Here is an 18,778-nt window from a genome sequence, read left to right as displayed (position 1 = left end):
GCTCCGCCCGCGGGCCCGCAAACCGTCCAGCACTCCCGGAGTCACCACGATGAAAACTCGCTGCCTCGTCCTGCTGGCGGCGCTCCTCCCGCTCTTCGCCTGCGGCGATCCGGGCGATGGCGCGTCCGGCGGTCCCCAGTTCCTGAGCATGGGCACGGCCCCGGTGGGCGGTGCCTTTCCGGTCGTCGGCGGCGCGATCGCCGAGGTGCTGAACGAGAATCGGGGCGAGAACGAGTGGCGGGTGCAGCCCCGCGGCACGAAGGGATCGCAGGAGAACATCCGCCGGCTGGTGCGAGGGGAACTGGAGCTCGCCATGTCGAACTCGGCGATCAGCTACTTCGCGGTCCTTGGCGACTCGGGCTGGGAGCAGAGCTATGACATTCGCGCGGTCGTCACGCTGGCCCCGAACATCGCCACCTTCATCACCAAGGCCGACTCGGGCCTGACGAAGATGAGCGACCTGGCGGGGCGGCGCGCGATGGTCGGCGTCGCCGGGGCCGGATTCGAGATGTTCGTACAGCCCCTTCTGGCCGCCCATGGCGTGACCTACGACGACTTCACCCAGGTGTACGGCACCCAGAGCGGAGCGGTCGACATGCTCGGCGACGGTTCGATCGACGCTGCGTTTCTCGGCGGCGCGGTGCCCACAGGAGCGGTAACCCAGGCCTGCAGCACACACGACATCCTCTTCCTGCCCTTCGACGAGGAGAAGCGCCAGCAGCTCGCCCGGGACTATCCGTTCTTCCAGCTTGCCACGATCCCGGCCGACGCGTACTCTGACCTCACGGAGGACTATCCGGGTCTCAACGTCGGCTCGATGCACCTGATCACGTCCGCTGATGCGGATGAGGAACTGATCTACGAGATCACCAGGACGATCTGGGAGAATCGTCAGGCGATCGCCGACAGACATCCCGCCGGCCGCGCCATCAACGAGGCCAACGCAGCCCGCAACACGGGCACGCCCTTCCATCCGGGCTCTGAGCGGTACTACCGCGAGATCGGCGTCTGGCCCGAAGACGCGGGTTGAGTTCGGCCGACCAGTCCCAGACGGCAGGCGGCGAGGCGGCGTCTCGGCCGGGTTCGCGGCTTGAGCACACAAGACGCGCCCTGATCGGCGCGCTGGGCGTCGGCCTGTGCTTTTTCGTCCTGTTCGAAGTGAACTACGGGGTGCTGCTGCCCCAGTCGTCGCTGGCGGTGTTCGTCGGCGCCGGGCTCCTGCTTTGCTTCCTCGCCTTCCCGCTCCACGCGAAGTTGGCGGCAAACCCCTGGCTGCGCGGTCTCGACATGGTCCTCGGACTGGCCGCCGTCGCGGCGTGCGCCTACGTCGTCGTCCAGACAGAGCCGGCCTTCGAGCATCTCTGGTCGGAGGGCAGGTCGCTCGGAAACCGAGCCGGAATCGAAACAGGAGCCGACATCGCTCTCGGCCTGGTCGGCCTGGTCCTGGTGCTCGAGGCGGCGCGGCGCAGCATCGGCTGGATTGTGCCCGCGCTGGCCCTGGCCTTTGTTGCTCACACGCTGTACTGCTACTACAGCCTGCGGAGCGGGTTGCCCGTCCTGCCGGACTGGCTCTTCCCGCACGCCGGCCAGAACCCCCGGGATGTCGTCGGCACGACCTTCCTGCAGAGCCTGGGGGTGTTCGGTCCGGCGGCCTCGGTCATGTTCCGGTACGTCTTCCTGTTCGTCGTCTTCGGAGCATTCCTCGAGATGTCCGGAGCGACCCAGTTCATCATGCGCTTCGCGGAACGGGTGTTCGGAACCAAGCCGGGTGGGCCGGCGAAGGTCGCCGTACTGAGCAGCGGCCTCCTGGGCTCCCTGTCCGGCAGCGCGGTGGCGAACGCGGTGACCACCGGCGCCTTCACGATTCCGATGATGCGCAGCAATGGCTTCAGGCGCCATATCGCCGCCGCGGTCGAGGCTGCGGCGGCTTCGGGAGGTGCGCTGGTGCCGCCCGTCATGGGAGCGGGCGCCTACATGATGCTCGAGATCGTCGAGCCCCAGGTCACCTTCCTGCAGATCGTGCAGGCAGCCCTGCTGCCGGCGGTGCTCTTCTACCTGTCCATCTTCCTGATCGTCCACTTCTACTCGCGGCGGGTCGGTACGCCCAAGCGGGAGGGCGAGCCGCCGCCGGTGAGGCGGTTCGACGCGCTGGTGTTCGTCTCGGCTCTCGGGGCCCTGATCCTGCTCCTGCTGCTCCGCTTCTCGCCGTTTCGCGCGGTCACCGGCTCCCTGATCGTGATCCTGGTTCTGGCCGTGCTGCGCAAGGAGTTCGAACTGCCGCGGAGGCTGCGGTACCTGACCCTCGCCTGCTTCGCGGCGGTGGCGATCCTGCACCAGCTCGTTTGGGCGGACACGCGGGCGGACCCGTCCTTCCGGCAGGTCTTCGAGTCCTGGCTGTCCTCGGGCATCGTGGCGATGCTGGGACTCATGGTGTTCGGCCTGATCCACAGGGCTTGGCGGCCGCACATCCTGGGCGCCCTGACCCGGGCTGCCCGCAACGGGATTCCCCTGGTCGCGGCGAGTGCCTGCGTCGGCGTGATCATCGGCATCGTCCAGCAGACCGGCATCGCCGCCGACTTCTCGGCCTCGATCAAGTCCGTCGTGGCAACAAACCTGTTCCTTGCGCTGCTCGGGATCATGGTCACCTCGCTCGTGCTGGGCATGGGCGTGCCGTCGGTGGTGTGCTACCTGCTGATGGCGACACTGATGGGTTCGCTGCTCTCGGAATTGGGCGTCATTCCCCTCGCCGCGCATCTCTTCATCTTCTACTTCGGCATGATGTCCATGGTTACGCCGCCGGTCGCGCTCGCCGCCTATGCGGCGTCCAGCCTGGCTCAGGCCCCGGTCATGTCCACCGCGTTGGCTGCCTTCCGGTTCTCGCTGGTGGGCTTCACGCTCCCGTTCATGTTCGTCTACCGACCGTCGTTGCTGCTGATGGACGAGAACGGAGCGAGCCTGTTCGCCGGCGGCGCGGCGGGTCTGCCGCCCCTGCTGCTGGCCCTGGGCGCGGCGGTCGTCGGCATCATCGCCCTGGCCGCGGGCATCGGCGGCTATCTTCGTGCCGAACTCAGCATGCCGCTCCGGGTGCTGTTGCTGGTCTCGGCGGCGCTGCTGCTCGTGCCCGACCTGGGCGGCCCGACGGTAGGCCTCGCGGTGAACGGTCTGGGCGCTCTCCTGTTCGCGGGTCTGATGGTCGCCAATCGACCGGTGACTACGGTTCCTTGAACCTGAACCGGTCGGCCTTCAGTTCGAAGCGCGGCAGGGCGCCGGAGCCGGCGATCCGGACCGGCACACGCAGGCTGAGGCGTTCCTCGAACAGGTCCTGGACGCGGTTCCGGAGGGTGGCGACGTCCCGGCCGGACTCGGGCTCGATCTCCACCTCGATCTCGGCCATCCGGGAGCGACGGCGCACCGTCGCGCGGTACTCCGCGACGCCGCCCGCCTCCCGGATGAGCGCGTCGACGGCGCTCGGATAGACGTTCACGCCGCGGACGATGAACATGTCGTCCGCGCGGGCGACCACGCCGCCATCCAGGTAGACCGTCGGCCTGCCGGAGGAGCAACCGGCGGCGCACAGCCGCGCAACGTCGCCGGTTCGGTAGCGAATGACCGGACTGCCGATCCGCCCCAGGTTCGTCAGCACGAGTTCACCCAGGTCATCGCCGCCGGCTTCGGCCGCGGCCGCCTCGATCGGTTGCCGCACACGCCCGGTTTCCCGGTCGATCCACTCGACGATGAACTCGTCCTCCAGGACGTGAAGACGCTCGCCGACGCCGCAGGGGATGCCCCAGGCGCCCACCTCCGTCGCGCCGGCGTGATCGAAGACGTCGGCGCCGAACCCGGCCGCGAGTTGCTGCTTGACCGCCGGCACGCCGGCGCCGGGTTCCCCCGCGTGGATCGTTCGCTCGACGGCGCCGCGGGCGAGGTCGATGCCGAGCCGCCGGGCGGACTCGAGCATCCGGAGCGCATAGGTGGGGGTCGACAGCAGCACTGTGCTGCTGTCGTCCTGCATCATCTGAAGCCGCTGCTCGGTGGAGAGGTGGCCGCCCGGTTGCACCAGACAACCGAGCTGCTGCGCGGCCTCGAAGGCGGTCCAGAAACCGATGAAGGGGCCGAAACCGAAGGCGGCGAAGACCCTGTCCGCAGGGGTGACGCCGGCGCCTTCATAGACCGCGAGCCAGCAGTCCAGGAACCACTGCCAGCTCGCCGGCGTATCGAGCCAGCGCAGCGGACGGCCGGTGGTGCCCGACGTGCGGTGAACGCGGACGTAAGCGTCCAGGGGAAACGTCAGATTGCTGCCCCAGGGTGCGTTCGCTTCCTGGTCGGCCGCGAGCTCGTCCTTCGTGGTGAAGGGGAGATCGGCGAGATCGTCCAGAGTCGGCGGCGAGTCGAAGCCCGCGGCCCGCCACTTCGCGCGGTAGAAGGGATTGTGGACGTAGACCTGGTCCGCCATGCGCGCGAAGCGGTCCGCCTGGCGTGCCCGGAGTCGCTGGCGCCTCCGCGCCAGCCGGTCGGTCAAAGCCGCGGTTCCTCGGTGACCGGAGGCCCCGGATCGACGGCCGATTCCAGGTCGACCTCGTCCCGAAAGTGGACCTCGATCCGGTAGTCCTCGACGTCCTCGCCGAACTGGGCGAGCAGGAATGTGCGTACGAAATCGGCCGTCCTGCGCCGTCCCAGTTCACGCACCAGGGCGATGTTCTCGCCCGCGCGAGCGGCCAACTGGTCCGTAATGCGGAGTCGGAGCTGCTCGAGCACCGCTTCCTCGTCGCGCAGGATGGAGTCCCCCTGGACACGGTACTCGATCGCCGAGGCGTCGACGGCAGGCCGGTTCGCACGAACGCCAGGTGCCAGGACGGTGACCGTCTTGCCGTCGAGGGTCAGTTGCCAGTTGTCCTCGAGGTCTAGGTAGTACGTGTAGCGGACCGGGACGCGCGCCTCGACGACCACGTCAGGGAGCCTGAGCCGGCCCCAGAGGAGGCTGGCCGAGTCCGTGCGCTCCAGCACTTCGGTCTGATCGAGGGTTGCGAACTGAAGAAAGGCGCTGCCTGAAACCTCTGTGGCGTAGCTCACGAACGACGTCTGGACGCTGCCGGTCCGGAACGCCCGCGCGATGCGCTCCACGCTCTCCACCGCGGCGCGGCCAAGTTCCCGGCCGCTTTCGACCATGTCGCCGGGCACCTGGGTCAGCCGGATGATCACGTATCCGACCACGATGACCACGACCATGCCCAGGATCAGGGTGACGAAGGCGAGCGGCCAGAGCACCTGGCTGCGCGTTCTGGGTGGACGTCGTGGACTGCCCGGGTCGGGGCGCTCGTTGGCCTCCGTCATGGCCGCAGTCTATGCGCCGAGCGTGGGCTGCTACGCTCGCGCGCGTTTCGATCCCGGAACCGCCAGAGAACCAGCGTAGAAGGAGACCTGTCCATGGAACTCGGACTGCTTGCCGGCGCCTTCGGAAGCCAGATCAACATCGACATCGATCGCATCCGACGGGCCGAGAGCGCCGGCTTCACGTCGGTGTGGACGGCAGAGGCCTACGGCTCGGACGCGGTGTCGACAGCGGCCTGGACCCTGGCCCAGACCGAGAAGATCAAGGTCGGCACGGCGATCATGCAGATGCCGGCGCGGAGTCCGGCGATGACCGCGATGACCGCGATGACGCTGAACCAGCTCTCGGGCGGCCGTTTCCTGGTGGGTCTGGGGCCGTCGGGTCCGCAGGTGATCGAGGGCTGGCACGGCGTGGCCTATGGCCGGCCGCTGACCCGCACGAAGGAGTACATCGAGATCATGCGCAAGGTCTTCGCCCGGGAGGAGCCGGTCACCCACGAGGGCTTCCACTACCAGTTGCCCTATCGCGGCGAGGACGGCACGGGCCTTGGCAAGCCCCTGAAGAGCATCCTGGCGGCGGACGACTCGATCCCCATCTACACCGCCTCGATCAGCCCGAACGGCCTCGCCTGCAGCGCGGAGGTCGCGGACGGCGTGTTCCCGATCTGGATGAACCCGGAGCGCTTCGACCTGCTCGAGGGCGCTCTCGACCGCGGCTTCGCCAGGGCCGGCAACGGCAAGAGCCTCGACGACTTCAAGGTCATGCCCTTCGTCACCGTCGTCATGGGCGACGACGTCGAGCAGTGCCGCACCCCGGTGAAGATGAGCATGGCCCTCTACATCGGCGGCATGGGCGCGCGCGACAAGAACTTCTACAACGACTACGCGAAGCGTCTCGGCTATCCGGACGAGGCGCGCGCGATCCAGGACAACTTCCTCGGCGGCAAGCGGAGCGAGGCGATCGGCGCCGTTCCGGACGCCCTGGTCGACGACGTCGCGCTCGTCGGGCCGAAGGAGCGGATCATTGACCGGCTGGCGGCCTGGAAGGAAGCCGGCGGCAGGGGTCAGGTCGCCTCGTTGCTGCTCGGCTGTCAGCAGCCGGAGGCGTTGGACGCGATCGCGGAGGCCGTGCTCTAGCTGCCGTCCGCTTCCAGCCCCGGGCGCACCAGCTGCAAGGGACCGGTGCGCTCGTAGCGGTGGGCCGGCGTGTTCAGCACGGCGGCCAGCTCCGCGGCCTGGAATGACGCCTCGACGCGTTCGTGCGGCGGCGTGCCGTAGGCGGTCGTCCGCTGCTTCGGGACGCGGCCAAGCTCGCGGATGAGCGACTCCATTTCGGACGGCGGGAGTTCCTGGCCGTGCTCGGCGCCGGCGGCGCGAGTGATGCTCTCGTTCATCAGCGTGCCGCCGAGGTCGTTCACTCCGGCGTTGAGGCAGGCCGCCACGCCTTCCGGGCCCATCTTGACCCAGGAGGCCTGGACGTTCTCGAACCAGGGATGGAGGGCGAGCCGTGCGACCGCATGCGTGAGTACCGCCTCGCGGAAGGTTGGCCCCTTGCGGGCGCGGCCCTTGAGGTAGAGCGGCGCCTCCATGTGGACGAAGGGCAGCGGCACGAACTCGGTGAAGCCGCGTGTGCGCTTCTGGAGGTCACGCAGACGGAGCAGGTGGCGGGCCCAGTTGCGGGGACCGTCGACGTGGCCGTACATGATCGTGGCCGTCGTCCGGTAGCCGACGCCGTGCGCCGTTTCCATGACCTCGAGCCACTGGTCGGTGTTCAGCTTGTCAGGGCAGATGACCGCGCGGACCTCGTCGTCGAGGATCTCGGCCGCGGTGCCGGGCAGCGTGCCCAGGCCAGCCTCCTTGAGCAGCAACAGGTAGTCCTTGAGCGGGATGTCGAGGGTGGCGGCGCCCTGCCAGACCTCGAGCGGCGAGAAGGCGTGGACGTGGATCTCGGGCACGGCTTCCTTCACCGCGCGGCAGATTCCGAGATAGGTCTCACCCGTGTAGTCGGGATGGATGCCGCCCTGCATGCAAACTTCCGTGGCACCCCGCTGCCAGGCCTCCACGGTGCGGCGCATGACCTCTTCGAGTTCCAGGTCGTACGGCTTGCCTCGCAGGTTCTCGCTCAGCTTGCCCTTGGAGAAAGCGCAGAACTGGCACTTGAAGTAGCAGACGTTCGTGTAGTTGATGTTCCGGTTGACGACGTAGGTGACCGTGTCGCCGTTGACTTCGCGGCGGACCGCGTCGGCGGCTGCACAGACGGCGGAAAAATCGGCGCCGCGGGCCTCGAACAGGGTGGTGATCTGGTCCTCGTTGAGCTCCTCGCCGGCCTGGGCCCGGTCGAGAATCGTCCGGACCAGCGGCGAGGCGAGGGCGTGGCCGTTGCCGTTGCGGGAAGGCGCCGCGGTGACGGTGTCGAGGACGTCCTGGGGCGGCGGCGTCTGCTCACCCGGCGACCAGTCGTCGGTGCGCGGCAACCCGGTGGCGTCGATCCGCTGGAGCACCGCGGTGCGTACGCCGCCCAGGCGGCGGATCTCGCGGCTCCGGCCGCGACCGTCGTCGAGCCAGGTTCCCCCGTCGAGCGCCCACTCGGGGTAGACGGTGAGCCGCTCGATCAGCGTCTTGCCGGCGGCGGCCGTCTCTTCGGCGAGCCGCTCCAGGTGCGGCCAGGGGGCTTCCGGATTGACGAAGTCGGGCGTGACGGGCGACACGCCGCCCCAGTCGTCGATGCCGGCGGCGACGAGCCGCGGCAGGACGCCAGGACTCAGGTTGGGCGGCGCCTGAATGTGCATCCGCGGGCCGAGCACGAGGCGCGCCGAGGCGATCGTCCACAGTAGATCCTCTAGCGTGGGTTCGGGCGCGTCCGCCATCCGCGTCTCGGGCTTGGCGCGGAAGTTCTGGATGATGACTTCCTGGATGTGCCCATACTCCCCGTGCAGCTCGCGCAGCGCGAGCAGGGCGTCGATTCGCTCTTCCCGGGTCTCGCCGATTCCGATCAGGATGCCGGAGGTGAAGGGCACCCGCGCTTCGCCGGCGAGGCGCAGCGTTTCGAGCCGCCGTTCGGGTACCTTGTCCGGACAGCCGTAGTGGGCCTGACCCTTCTCGTGCAGCCGCGTCGAGACGCTCTCCAGCATGATGCCCATGGAGGGCGCCACGGGTCGAAGGTGCTCGATGTCCGCGGCGGTCATCAGGCCCGGGTTCAGGTGGGGCAGGAGTCCGGTCTCGATCAGCACCCGTTCCGCCGCCTCGCGCAAGTAGGAAAGCGTCGTGTCGTGTCCGAGTTCGGCGAGACCCTCGCGGGCGGCCTTGTACCGCAACTCCGGCTTGTCGCCAAGGGTGAACAGCGCCTCCTTGCAGCCCGCCGCCGCGGCCAGGCGCGCCTGGCTCAGGACGTTGTCCAGCGGCATGTACGCCGCCTCGCCCTTCTTCGGTGGTCGGGCGAAGACACAGTAGTGGCAGATGTCGCGGCAGAGGTGGGTGAGCGGCAGGAAGACCTTGCGTGAGTACGAGACGAGGTCGCCGTGACCGCGGTCGCGAAGTTCCCCGGCGACCTCGATCAGTTCATCGAGGCCGCTGCCCGCGTCCACAGCGGCGAGCGCGCGGGCTTCCACCGGTGTCGGGCGGCGTTCGAGAAACGTGCTGAGCGCAGGGGACATGGCGGAGACGGCGGGGGAGGGAACCAGCTCGCGGCGGATAGCGAACGGTATCAGTCCCGGTTCAGAGGGCACCCAGCCGCTCCGGCACGCCGGTACGACGCAGGAAACGGACGCTTCGACTGGAGCGGTCGAGTCGCAACAGCTCCGCCAGGTCGTCCGGATGGTCGACATCCAGGCCGAGATTCGGCAGCGCGACGCTCGAACGAGCGGCCTTCACCCGTTCCGCTTCGCGCAGATGGGCATGGAAGCTGCCGTCGCCGAAGCGAAACGGGATACATCCCGGCGGCGAACAGACGAGCGCGTTCGTGCCGGAGCGGAACCGGTCCGGCGCGACGGTCACCGCGGCAGGCGGCGCCGGCTCGCCGCCGGTGCCCGCTCGTGCCCCGAGGTGTCGGGCGCAGAGCTGTTCCAGGTCGGCCGAAACGACCAGGGGCAGGTCGATCGGCAATACGAGCATCGTCGACGCGCCACGGCGCGCGAGCTCGTCCGCGGCCGTGCCGAGCGCCCGGTTCAGGCCGCGCCTGGGCTCTGCCAGAACCTCGCAGCCCGCCTCTTCCAGGTACGTTGCGGCGACGTCGTCCGCGGTTACCCCGAGCGCGCCGGTGACGGCGGGCGCGCCCTCGATGGCGTCGAGCACGTCGTCGAGCATCGATCTCGCCAACTCCTCCCGCTCCGGCGCGCTCAGGACCGGCGACAGCCGCCGCTTGGCCTCGGACCAGGCCTTGACCGGCAGGACCGCCCAGAGGCCGCCGGCAGTCACGCGGACCGTTCCGGCGACACGGCTTCCGCGACGTCGCCCCGCCCGTGGTCGAGGCCGCGGGCGAAGTCGATCGTCTCCCGGGCCAGGCGTTCCCGGTCGGCCAGCGTCTCCATCACCGTGCCGGTCACCAGGGTGGGAAGGCCGAGATCCTCGATCTCGGTGGTCTGGCCGGCATCGGCGTCGTCGATCACGAAGCCGTCGAGCAGGTCGCGTTCCCGGTAGTGCCGGGCGACCCCGACCGCGGTGACCGGCATCCCGAGTTCCGCCATCATCTTGGCTGCGGGCCCCTTGATCGCCGTGCCGCCGACAATGGGGGAGACCGCAACGACAGGAACTCCCGTCCGCCGCAGGGCCGCCTCGACCCCGTCTAGCGCCAGCACGGGATCGACGCTGACGAAGGGGTTCGAGGGACAGACGAGGATCGTCGCGGTCGCGTCGTCCTCCAGCGCCGCCAGAAAGGCGGGGGACGGCCGGGCCGCGTCGATCCCGTCGAAGCGAAAGCCGGAGACGGTCGGGGTGCAGGCATCGCGAACGAAGTAGTGCTGGAAGCTGAGTTCGCCGGTCTCCGTCAGCACGACCGTGCGCACCGGGTCGTCGCTCATGGGCAGCACGCGGGCGGCGATACCGAGCGCCCGGCAGAGGGCTGCCGTCACCCCGGTCAGGGTCTCGCCGGCGCGGAGGCGTCGGGTTCGCTCCACATGGGTCGCTAGATCGCGGTCGCCGAGCCGGAACCAGGTCTCGCCGCCGAGGTGGGAGAGCGCCTCCAGGAAGGACCAGGTCTCGTGGGCCTGACCCCAGCCGGTGACGCGGTTCGAGATGCCGGCCAGCGTGTAGATCACCGTGTCCAGATCCGGGCAGATCCGGAGCCCCAGGTGGTCGAAGTCGTCCGCGGTGTTGCAGACGACGGTCAGCGCGTCCCCGGGCAGGACACGCGACAGCCCGAGCGCCAGCTTGGCGCCGCCGACACCGCCGGAAAGCGCCACGCAGTGCCTTGGGGAGCCTTCCGTCATCAGAGACCCGCCTTCACCGGAACAGGTCCTGCTCGCGCGGTCTCAGCAGGTCGCGGGCGGTCTGAGCAGGTCCAAGCCGCCCGAGGCCGCGAACGCGCACGACCGGAGTGCCCTCGTCACCCTCGCCCTGGACGATCTGGGCGGCGCTCGCGACCTGGTCGGCGATCCCGGTTTCCGAGACCAGGAGTTCACGGCCGAACAGGTCGCGATCACCCCGCAGGTCCCAGAGCGCGGTCATTCCGGCGACACCGATGGCGAGCCCGACGGTGCCCAGCCGCCAGGCGCGACCGACGCTGTCGTTGACGATCACGCCGAGGCGCTCGACTCCGAAGTGCGCCGCCAGGGTTTCGCGCAGGGCCGCCGCCGAGGCGTCCGGATCTTCCGGCAGGAGCAGGGCGTGCCCGTGGTCGTCGCCGGGACGCAGGTTCGACTGGTCGATTCCGGCGTTCGCCAGCACGAGACCGAGCCGGTGCTCGACGATGATGACTCCGGGCGCGGTGCGCAGCACCGCCGTCGAATCCCGGAGCACCAGTTCGACCAGGCGTGGGTCCTTGTCGCACTTCGCCGCCAGCCGGACGGCCTCGGGACGTGGTTCCACCCTCGCGAGGTCGACGGTCCGTCCCTCCGCCTTGGACACGATCTTCTGCGCGAGGACGAGGACGTCGCCGGCTCGCAGCTTCATCCGGGCCTGCCGCATGGCCTCGGCGATCAGTACCGCCAGGTCGTCCCCTGGTTGGACTTCGGGCAGGCCCGGGACGGACTTGATGTTCAGCATGGTGTGTGAAGGCGCCGGCGCTCTAAGGTCGAAGGCTATCCGCCTCCGTCAGGCGAGTGTCGCGCCTTCGCCGAGCGCTTGCCGAGCGTCTTCAGGGCGTCCGGGTCGGTTCGCCCGTGATCCGGATGCCCGCGCCGGCGATGCCGTACTTGCGGTTCAACTGGATCAGGACGGAGGTCAGCGCCTCGGCGGCGGCCGCGTTGTCGAGCGGTCCGGCATGCCAGCCTCGCATGCCGAGCGCCTCGATCAGTTCGATGACCTCGGCGCGGGCCGAGGGATCGTCGCCCGCAACGAGCACGTCACAATGGACCGCGCCCTCCTCGCGCAGATGGGCAGCGCCGACGTTCTGCAACGCGGAGACCACGCGCACGCCGGGGCCGACGGCCTGTTGCGCGATGTTCGCGGCGCAGCCTTCGTCGGGGAGCTGCACGCGGGCAACCTTCGGCGGTACGAGCGGCACCGTGCAGTCGACGAGGATCTTCCCCTGGATCGTTTCGCGCACTCCCTCCAGCGTCGCCCGCTGGAAGGCGTAGGGCACGGTCAGCACGACGATGTCACCCTCTCGGGCCGCAGTCAGGTTGTCCGTGCCGCGGACCGTCGCTGGAAGGCCCAGCCCGCGAAGCTGTTCGTTCACGTCCTCAGCCGAACCGGCGCCCTTTTCGCGCGACCGGGAGCCGATGACGATCGTGTAGCCGGCGGCCGCCCATCGTCGGGCCAGACCGCCGCCGAGGTCGCCGGTGGCGCCGAGCATGGCGAGCGTGGGAAGGGAGGAGCTGGTCGACTCGTTGTCTGGCATTGTGGTTCCAGAGGGTAGAAGAGCGCGTCGGCCTCGCCGGCCAGGACCTGGCGTGAGGCCGGCGATCGTACACCGGGCAAGCGCCGGTCGGCTTCCCCCTACTTCCGCCGCCGGTGCAGCGTCACCGTGTCGACGTCACGCTTGCGCTCCCACCAGTTCTGGTAGAGGTCGAGCGCGAACATCAGGAGCAGGATGAAGATGACGATCCACTGCGGGATGTAGGGCGTGGGGGATCCGTTGACCACCATGTGCGCGCTGTGGCCCGCCTCGAGGATCAGGACGAAGCCGATCAGCAGGAGCACGAACAGGCCGAGGATCTCGAACTCGGGGTTCGAACTGAGGAAGCGCGAGATCGGGCCGGCGAAGACCAGCATCAACGCCACCGAGATCAGCACGGAGCCGACCATGACCGCGAAGATGTCCGTCATGCCGACGACGGTGAGGATCGAATCGACCGAGAAGATGAGGTTCATGCCGACGATCAACGCGACGACCTCGGCGAACCTGTTCGCCTTCGCGACTTCGTGCTCGACCGCCTTCAGCTTGACGCGGAGCTCCTTGACACCCTTCCAGATCAGGAAGAGCCCGCCGATCACGAGCACCAGGGACTTGCCGTCCACGGTCCCGGCCATCTGGACGCCGAGCAGCCCGCCATCGAAGTGCCAGAGCTCTGTGGTCGCCGCTCCTAGCACCAGGCTCAGGATCAGCAGCAGCACGATGCGCAGCGCCATCGCCAGCAGCAGTCCCAACCGGATCGCCTGCTGGCGCCGCTCTTCCGGCAGCTTGTTGGCGATGATCGTGATGATGATCAGGTTGTCCGCGCCGAGCGCGATCTGGATCAGCGTCACCGAGAACAGGGCCGCCCAAAAGGCCGGCTGGGACAGGAGTTCGATCATTGGTGATGCGCCTCGCCTTTCAGGGTTTGGATCCGGTTAGACTGCGCGCCCACCACCGTCAGGAGACCTCTCACGCCATGAAGCTACACGAAGCCGCCACCACCCCCAACTGCCGCCGCGTACGCATCTTTCTGGCCGAGAAGGGCATCGAGATTCCCGTCGTGCCGGTCGACGTGGGCAAGGCCGAGAACCGCCAGGACGCCTTCCGGAAGAAGAACCCGATGGGCCGCGTCCCGGTGCTCGAGCTCGACGACGGCACGTTCATCGCCGAGTCGGTCGCCATCTGCCGCTACTTCGAGCAGTTGCAGCCCGAGCCGGCGCTGATGGGCGGTGGCGACCCCGAGCAAGTCGCCCGCATCGAGATGTGGCAGCGCCGGATGGAGCTCGAGATCACCGTGCCGATCATGCAGGTCTTCCGCAACACCCACCCGTACTTCGCCGATCGCATCGACCAGTACCCGGACTACGGCGAGAGTCAGCGCCGCCACGCGACGAAGCGCCTGGCCTGGCTCGATCAGGAACTCGCCGACCGCGAGTTCGTCGCCGGCGACCAGTACTCGATCGCCGACATCACGGCCCAGATCGGGATCGACTTCGGTCGCGTGACGAAGTTCCGAGTGACGGAGGAGACGCCGAACCTCCTACGCTGGCATCAGGCGGTCTCGGCGCGGCCGAGCGCGAAAGCCTAGGGCGTCAGGTCGTCACCGGGTGCGCCGGCGTCCCCGCCGGCCTTGAGAGAGGCGGGCGAGGCGTCAGCCTCGGTCGGCTGTGCCAGGCGCGCGTCGACGGCTAGCGACAGAGCTGCGCAGCCTGGGTGTCCAACTCCTCCCGGAACTCGGGCGCCGCAATCCGCGCAAGCCGGCGGGCCCGTTCGACGAGGTTCAGTCCGCGGACCTCGGCGACGCCGTACTCGGTGACGAAGATGTCAGCGTCGGTCCGCAGCGCGGTGGCGGCGTGCGCCGGCGGCAGTTCCGGGACGATCCTGGAGAAGCGGCCTCCGCCGGCGGTCGCCTCGAGGGCGACGATCGAGCGTCCGCCGGCCGACATCCGGGCGCCGCGCATGAAGTCGACGGCGCCGCCCGTGCCGCTGATCTGACGGCCGCGGACCATCTCCGAGTTGACCTGGCCGAAGAGGTCCACCTCGACCGCGGAGTTCAGCGCGACGAAGTTGTCCAGCCTGGCGATCACCCGCACGTCGTGGGTGTAGTCGACGGTGCGCAGGTCGATCAGGTCGCAACGGGTCGCCCAGTCGTAGAGGCGCGGTGAGCCCAGGACCATGGCCGCGACCAGGCGCCCGCGGTCGATCGTCTTGCGGGCGCCCGTGACGGCCCCCGCTTCCACGAGATCCATCACGCCATCGGACAGCAGGCCGGAGTGAAAGCCGAGATCGCGGTGCCCGTGCAAGGCGGCCAGGACCGCGCCCGGGATCGCGCCCACGCCGGTCTCGATGCAGTCGCCGTCGCGGATCAGTTCCGCGACCAAGGCGCCGATGCGCTCGGCGGCGGGGCCGCTCCGGCTGGCAAGCGTGGGCGGTTCGACGTCGGTGTCGACGACGTAGTCGAAGCGGTTTGCCGGCACAGTCGGGGCGCCCGACAGCCGGGGCAGGGAGCGGTTCCACTCCGCGACGAATGGAATCTCCGGGCGTTGCAGCAGCGCCGGCAGGAAGCCGGCGCCGATCCCGAGCGAGCAGTCGCCGTTCCCGTCCGGCGGCGTGAACTGGGCGATCGCCAGGTCGAAGGGCGCGGCCATCAGATCGTCCCAGACATGCCGGTACTGCATCGGCACGAAGCGAACGGAGCCGGCCTCGAAGCCGGCCCGCATCTCCGGGGTGACGAAGAAGCTCCGCACCGTCGATCCGGCCCAGGGTGCGAGCGTCGGCGAGGCAATGCCGGGGATGCGGGTGACCGTGAACTCCACGCCCGCGGTCGCCTCGGGTTGAGCATGTAGCGCCGACGCGATGCCGCGGGGTTCGTTGCAGCCGCCCAGGACGGCGACCCTCATGCCGGGGCGGAGCAGTGCGCCGACTTGCTCCGGAGCGAGTTTCTCCATTGCGGCCCGTAGCGTAGCCCGAACGTCAAGTACCTTCGGAGGCCCCGTTGCACGCCCTTCAGTCATGGCCTTTGCCGGCTAGGCTCCCCGTCCGATGCCCGACGTGCGCGAAGCGATTCGGACCGTTCAGCGCGATGGCTGGCGTCTCGTCGCAACGAAGGGCAGCCACCGGCAGTACCGACATCCGACGAAGCCTGGCAAGGTGACCATCGCTGGTAAACTGAGCAAGGACTTGCCGCCGGGTACCTGGAACAGCATCCTCAAACAGGCGGGCCTCAAGGAACCCTGTGAAGTACACGATCGTCATCGAGAAGGCGCCCAACAACTATGCGGCCTACGCTCCCGATCTCCCGGGCTGCGTTGCGGCGGCGGACACGCGAGACGAAGTCATCGAGCTGATGCGCGAAGCCATCGAGTTCCATCTCGAAGGCCTGCGGCGCGACGGCGACCCGGTGCCCCCGCCCCAGACGACGGCGGCCCAGATCGACGTGGCGGCGTAGGAACCGCCACGCCGCTGCTCGGCGGTCCATCACTGCGGCGACCGGCCGGCGGAGTAACGCAGATCGGATTCGGTGCAGACCGGGCGCTGATACCCTGCCCCCGCCATGACGACGACCTCCGAAGCGCGGAACGGCCTCCCGGCGATCTCGCTCGCCGCTGTTCCCGGGCGTCGCCGGCTGACCCTCGACCTGGCGGCGGAGATCGAGCGCCGCGGGTTCAGCGGCATCTACTGCCCGAGCATGGGGGACGGGCTGGCGTTGTGCGAGGCGCTCGCGCTCCGTACGGAACGGATTCCGTTCGGCACGTCGATCGTCAACATCTACACCCGTCACGTGACGGAGTTCGCGTACACGGCGTCGTTCATCCACGAGGTGTCCCGGGGCCGCTTCTGGTTCGGCGTGGGCGTCAGCCACGCGCCGGCTCACAAGCGGCTGGGCGTCACCGTTGGCAAGCCGCTGGGCGACATCCGGGCCTTCGTCGACGAGCTCAAAGCCGTGCGGGGCGCCGGCGAGCTTCCGCCGATCGTCCTCGCCACGCTGCGCGACCGGATGATCGCCACCGCAGCCGAGATCGGTGACGGCATGGTGTTCGCGAACGGCGCCCGTTCCCGCATGAGCCATTCCCTGGCGGCGGCGGGGGAGAAGGCGACCGATCCGGACTTCTTCGTAGGCAACATGATCCCGACCGTGATCTCGGACGACCGGGGACTGGCGGCGGCGCGCAACCGGAAGACGCTGTCCCGCTACGCCCTGCTGCCGAACTACCGCAACTACTGGAAGGCGGCCGGCTACGTCGAGGAGATGGAAGCCGTGGAGCGCGCCGTGGAGCGGGGCGAGATGGACCGCATCCCGGGCCTGCTTACCGATCGCTGGCTTGCCGACTGCACGCTGTTCGGCAGCGCGGCGGAGGTCCGAGACGGCGTCGAACGGTGGTTGGATGCCGGCATCCGTACCCCGATCCTGGTGCCGTCGTCGGCGGCGGGCAACCAGATCAAGGCGTTCGAAGAGCTCTTCGCCGCCTACTCTTAGGAGTGCTCCGTATGACGACCGTGAAGGAGCGTCTCGAGGCGCTTGGCCTGGAGCTTCCCGCCCCCGCCCCGCCGGCGGCGAACTACGTTCCCTACGTGCGCACGGGATCGCTCGTCTTCGTCTCCGGCCAGGTGCCGGTGCGCGACGGCCGGCTGGCGTACCGCGGCAGGGTCGGAGTGGACTACTCGCTCGAGGAGGCACAGGAGGCGGCCCGTCTGGTCGGCGTGAACATCGTCGCCGTGGTCGCGGCCGCGTGCGACGGCGACCTGGAGCGTGTGCGCCGCTGCGTGAAGCTGGGCGGTTTCGTGAACTGCAGCGACGACTTCGAGAACCACCCGGCAGTGATCAACGGCGCCTCGGACCTGATGGTCGAAGTCTTCGGCGACAAGGGACGGCACGCCCGCTTCGCGGTCGGAACGAACAAGCTGCCGTTCAACGTTCCGGTCGAGATCGACGCCGTCTTCGAGACCGACTGAACGACTGATCGGCGGGCCTCTCCAGAGGTCCGTCCGAAGCCCTCAGGAGCTTCGGCGAGGAGGCGCCGGACTCGCCGCAGCGGGGGCTGGCGCGGGTGTCCGGCTGGTACGATGCGGCCCGCCATGTCCACCCAGAGGGTCGAGATTCTCGGCGATACGATGCGCCGGCTCGCGCGCCGCGGAGCCAGGCGGAACCTTTCCCGCGTGCTGAGCAAGGTGCGGCCCGGAGACGTCTCCGCCGCGCTCAGGAAACTGGTGCCCACGGAGCAGTTGTTCGTGGTCCGCCTCGCGCTCGAGGACTACCCGGATTCGGCCGGCGAGGTGCTGCTCGAGCTGGAGCCCGGGGAACGGCGCCCGTTGCTGGAGGAACTGACTCCGTCCGAGATCGCCGGGTTGCTCGCTCCGCTCGCGGTCGACGACAGCGTCGAGATCGTCGACGGCCTGGAGGACGAGCTGCGCGAGGCCGTGATGGCGCTGCTCGACCGGCCCGACCGGGACGAACTGCAGACGCAGTTCGCGTACGAGGAGGACACCGCCGGCCGGATCATGAACACGGAGTTCTTCTCCCTTCCGGAGGACACCGCGGTCGGTGACGCGATCGCCAAGATCCGCGAGCACGGCGAGGTCGAGATGATCTTCTACCTGTACGTCGTCGATCCGGAGGGCCGTCTGGCCGGTGTCCTGTCGCTGCGGGAGCTCCTGCTCTCCGTTCCGAGCCGCACCCTGGGCGAGATCATGAACCGCGGTCTGGTCACGGCGCACACGGATACGGACCAGGAAGAAGTCGCGCGGCTCGCTTCGCGCTACGACTTCCTCGCGGTTCCCGTGGTGGACGACCGCCGCCGCCTGCTGGGTCTCGTGACCGTCGACGACGTGATCGACATCGTGCAGGAGGAGGCGGAGGAAGATTTCTACAAGATGGTGGGCACGTCGGACGACGAACTGCTGTACCGCGAGCGGTCCTGGCGCGTGGCCGGCATCCGCCTGCCGTGGTTGCTCGTCAACCTGATCGGGCTGACCTTGACCGGCGTCCTGATGAAGCAGTTCCAGTTGCGCCTGAACGAAGCGTTCCTGCTGGCCTTCGCGCCCGTTGTCATGGGCATGGGCGGCAACATCGGCAGTCAGACGATGACCCTTACCGTGCGCGGTCTGGCCACCGGCAGGATCGGCGAGGGCGGCGGCCGCATGCGCCGCTTCCTGATGCAGCAGATCCGGATCGGCCTCGTCGTCGGGCTGGTGTGTTCGGGAGTCGCCGCCGGAGTCGCGGCGTTCCTCGAACAGAACCCGGCCTACAGCGCCGTGGTCGCGAGTTCTCTGTTCCTCGCCATCATGCTCGCGTCGCTGATCGGCTCGCTCCTACCGATGGCCTTCGAGCGGATGGGGATCGACCCGGCTGTGGCCAGCGGCCCCATGGTCACGACGTCCAGCGACATCACGGGCATCCTGGTGTACTTCGGCCTCGCCACCCTGATGATCGACTGGCTGGTTCGCTGAACGGCGGGTGGA

General features: G+C 68.9%; 17 protein-coding genes and 1 pseudogene. 9 read left to right on the top strand and 9 right to left on the bottom strand.

Annotation, left to right across the window (positions count from 1 at the left end; all coding sequences use genetic code 11):
* Nucleotides 1-49 precede the first annotated feature (49 nt).
* Together OXG83_05405 and OXG83_05400 are read left to right on the top strand one after the other, a co-directional pair.
* On the top strand, nucleotides 50-1,030 hold the full coding sequence (locus OXG83_05405) for a TAXI family TRAP transporter solute-binding subunit (protein MCY3964449.1): 981 nt from the start codon (nucleotides 50-52) through the stop codon (nucleotides 1,028-1,030).
* Nucleotides 1,027-3,225 (top strand): TRAP transporter fused permease subunit, encoded by a 2,199-nt coding sequence (locus tag OXG83_05400; protein MCY3964448.1) that lies wholly within the window; start codon nucleotides 1,027-1,029, stop codon nucleotides 3,223-3,225. Before OXG83_05405 ends, OXG83_05400 begins: the two co-directional genes overlap by 4 nt.
* On the opposite strand, the gene OXG83_05395 is transcribed toward OXG83_05400, so the two are convergent.
* A complete protein-coding gene (locus tag OXG83_05395) occupies nucleotides 3,212-4,519 on the bottom strand; it encodes a phenylacetate--CoA ligase family protein (protein MCY3964447.1) in 1,308 nt (435 codons plus the stop codon). The two genes, OXG83_05400 and OXG83_05395, sit on opposite strands and share 14 nt — an antisense overlap.
* Nucleotides 4,516-5,331, bottom strand: a complete 816-nt coding sequence (locus OXG83_05390) for a hypothetical protein (GenBank protein MCY3964446.1) — start codon at nucleotides 5,329-5,331, stop codon at nucleotides 4,516-4,518. The genes OXG83_05395 and OXG83_05390 overlap by 4 nt, the downstream gene beginning before the upstream one ends.
* Before the next feature lie 93 nt (nucleotides 5,332-5,424).
* Between OXG83_05390 and OXG83_05385 the strand changes: the two genes are divergently transcribed.
* A complete protein-coding gene (locus tag OXG83_05385; protein ID MCY3964445.1) occupies nucleotides 5,425-6,465 on the top strand; it encodes an LLM class F420-dependent oxidoreductase in 1,041 nt (346 codons plus the stop codon).
* Here OXG83_05385 and cofH read toward each other — a convergent pair.
* The 6 genes from cofH to OXG83_05355 all read right to left on the bottom strand — a co-directional run bounded on the left by cofH (nucleotide 6,462) and on the right by OXG83_05355 (nucleotide 13,218).
* Nucleotides 6,462-8,981: a 5-amino-6-(D-ribitylamino)uracil--L-tyrosine 4-hydroxyphenyl transferase CofH gene (cofH, locus tag OXG83_05380; protein ID MCY3964444.1), complete on the bottom strand. Its 2,520-nt coding sequence runs from the start codon at nucleotides 8,979-8,981 to the stop codon at nucleotides 6,462-6,464. The genes OXG83_05385 and cofH overlap by 4 nt on opposite strands.
* Nucleotides 8,982-9,042: 61 nt before the next feature.
* A complete protein-coding gene (gene cofC / locus OXG83_05375; GenBank protein MCY3964443.1) occupies nucleotides 9,043-9,741 on the bottom strand; it encodes a 2-phospho-L-lactate guanylyltransferase in 699 nt (232 codons plus the stop codon).
* A complete protein-coding gene (gene cofD / locus OXG83_05370; GenBank protein MCY3964442.1) occupies nucleotides 9,738-10,751 on the bottom strand; it encodes a 2-phospho-L-lactate transferase in 1,014 nt (337 codons plus the stop codon). Before cofD ends, cofC begins: the two co-directional genes overlap by 4 nt.
* 13 nt (nucleotides 10,752-10,764) lie before the next feature.
* Nucleotides 10,765-11,526, bottom strand: a complete 762-nt coding sequence (gene cofE / locus OXG83_05365) for a coenzyme F420-0:L-glutamate ligase (protein MCY3964441.1) — start codon at nucleotides 11,524-11,526, stop codon at nucleotides 10,765-10,767.
* A 91-nt stretch (nucleotides 11,527-11,617) separates the two neighbouring features.
* Entirely contained in the window at nucleotides 11,618-12,322 is a 705-nt protein-coding gene (gene npdG, locus OXG83_05360) for an NADPH-dependent F420 reductase (GenBank protein ID MCY3964440.1), read from the bottom strand.
* Nucleotides 12,323-12,420: 98 nt separating this feature from the next.
* On the bottom strand, nucleotides 12,421-13,218 hold the full coding sequence (locus OXG83_05355) for a TerC family protein (GenBank protein ID MCY3964439.1): 798 nt from the start codon (nucleotides 13,216-13,218) through the stop codon (nucleotides 12,421-12,423).
* 77 nt (nucleotides 13,219-13,295) lie between these two features.
* Between OXG83_05355 and OXG83_05350 the strand changes: the two genes are divergently transcribed.
* A complete protein-coding gene (locus OXG83_05350) occupies nucleotides 13,296-13,907 on the top strand; it encodes a glutathione S-transferase family protein (GenBank protein ID MCY3964438.1) in 612 nt (203 codons plus the stop codon).
* Between the two features lie 100 nt (nucleotides 13,908-14,007).
* Here the strand turns inward: OXG83_05350 and OXG83_05345 are convergent, their stop codons facing one another.
* Complete coding sequence (locus tag OXG83_05345) at nucleotides 14,008-15,267, bottom strand: 4-hydroxybutyrate CoA-transferase (protein ID MCY3964437.1); 1,260 nt, start codon at nucleotides 15,265-15,267, stop codon at nucleotides 14,008-14,010.
* Between the two features lie 94 nt (nucleotides 15,268-15,361).
* Here OXG83_05345 and OXG83_05340 point away from each other — a divergent pair.
* From OXG83_05340 to mgtE, 5 genes and pseudogenes are all read left to right on the top strand, one after another.
* A pseudogene (locus OXG83_05340) lies at nucleotides 15,362-15,550 on the top strand (type II toxin-antitoxin system HicA family toxin).
* Between the two features lie 4 nt (nucleotides 15,551-15,554).
* The gene (locus OXG83_05335) at nucleotides 15,555-15,767 is read left to right on the top strand and encodes a type II toxin-antitoxin system HicB family antitoxin (protein ID MCY3964436.1); all 213 of its coding nucleotides are present in this window, start codon (nucleotides 15,555-15,557) and stop codon (nucleotides 15,765-15,767) included.
* Nucleotides 15,768-15,872: 105 nt separating this feature from the next.
* A complete protein-coding gene (locus tag OXG83_05330) occupies nucleotides 15,873-16,796 on the top strand; it encodes an LLM class flavin-dependent oxidoreductase (protein ID MCY3964435.1) in 924 nt (307 codons plus the stop codon).
* An 11-nt stretch (nucleotides 16,797-16,807) separates the two neighbouring features.
* Nucleotides 16,808-17,272: a RidA family protein gene (locus OXG83_05325; protein MCY3964434.1), complete on the top strand. Its 465-nt coding sequence runs from the start codon at nucleotides 16,808-16,810 to the stop codon at nucleotides 17,270-17,272.
* A 123-nt stretch (nucleotides 17,273-17,395) separates the two neighbouring features.
* Nucleotides 17,396-18,766 (top strand): magnesium transporter, encoded by a 1,371-nt coding sequence (mgtE, locus tag OXG83_05320; GenBank protein ID MCY3964433.1) that lies wholly within the window; start codon nucleotides 17,396-17,398, stop codon nucleotides 18,764-18,766.
* Nucleotides 18,767-18,778 lie beyond the last annotated feature (12 nt).

This window comes from Acidobacteriota bacterium (assembly GCA_026707545.1).
In the GTDB taxonomy this organism is placed as follows: Bacteria; Acidobacteriota; Thermoanaerobaculia; order Multivoradales; family Multivoraceae; genus Multivorans.
This window is presented reverse-complemented; position numbering and strand designations above follow the sequence as displayed.

Coding starts and splice junctions, on each gene's coding strand:
- OXG83_05405 (MCY3964449.1), top strand. CDS start 50: ATGAAAACTCGCTGCCTCGTCCTGCTGGCGGCGCTCCTCCCGCTCTTC.
- OXG83_05390 (MCY3964446.1), bottom strand. CDS start 5,331: ATGACGGAGGCCAACGAGCGCCCCGACCCGGGCAGTCCACGACGTCCA.
- OXG83_05385 (MCY3964445.1), top strand. CDS start 5,425: ATGGAACTCGGACTGCTTGCCGGCGCCTTCGGAAGCCAGATCAACATC.
- cofH (MCY3964444.1), bottom strand. CDS start 8,981: ATGTCCCCTGCGCTCAGCACGTTTCTCGAACGCCGCCCGACACCGGTG.
- cofD (MCY3964442.1), bottom strand. CDS start 10,751: ATGACGGAAGGCTCCCCAAGGCACTGCGTGGCGCTTTCCGGCGGTGTC.
- cofE (MCY3964441.1), bottom strand. CDS start 11,526: ATGCTGAACATCAAGTCCGTCCCGGGCCTGCCCGAAGTCCAACCAGGG.
- npdG (MCY3964440.1), bottom strand. CDS start 12,322: ATGCCAGACAACGAGTCGACCAGCTCCTCCCTTCCCACGCTCGCCATG.
- OXG83_05355 (MCY3964439.1), bottom strand. CDS start 13,218: ATGATCGAACTCCTGTCCCAGCCGGCCTTTTGGGCGGCCCTGTTCTCG.
- OXG83_05350 (MCY3964438.1), top strand. CDS start 13,296: ATGAAGCTACACGAAGCCGCCACCACCCCCAACTGCCGCCGCGTACGC.
- OXG83_05345 (MCY3964437.1), bottom strand. CDS start 15,267: ATGGAGAAACTCGCTCCGGAGCAAGTCGGCGCACTGCTCCGCCCCGGC.
- OXG83_05330 (MCY3964435.1), top strand. CDS start 15,873: ATGACGACGACCTCCGAAGCGCGGAACGGCCTCCCGGCGATCTCGCTC.
- OXG83_05325 (MCY3964434.1), top strand. CDS start 16,808: ATGACGACCGTGAAGGAGCGTCTCGAGGCGCTTGGCCTGGAGCTTCCC.
- mgtE (MCY3964433.1), top strand. CDS start 17,396: ATGTCCACCCAGAGGGTCGAGATTCTCGGCGATACGATGCGCCGGCTC.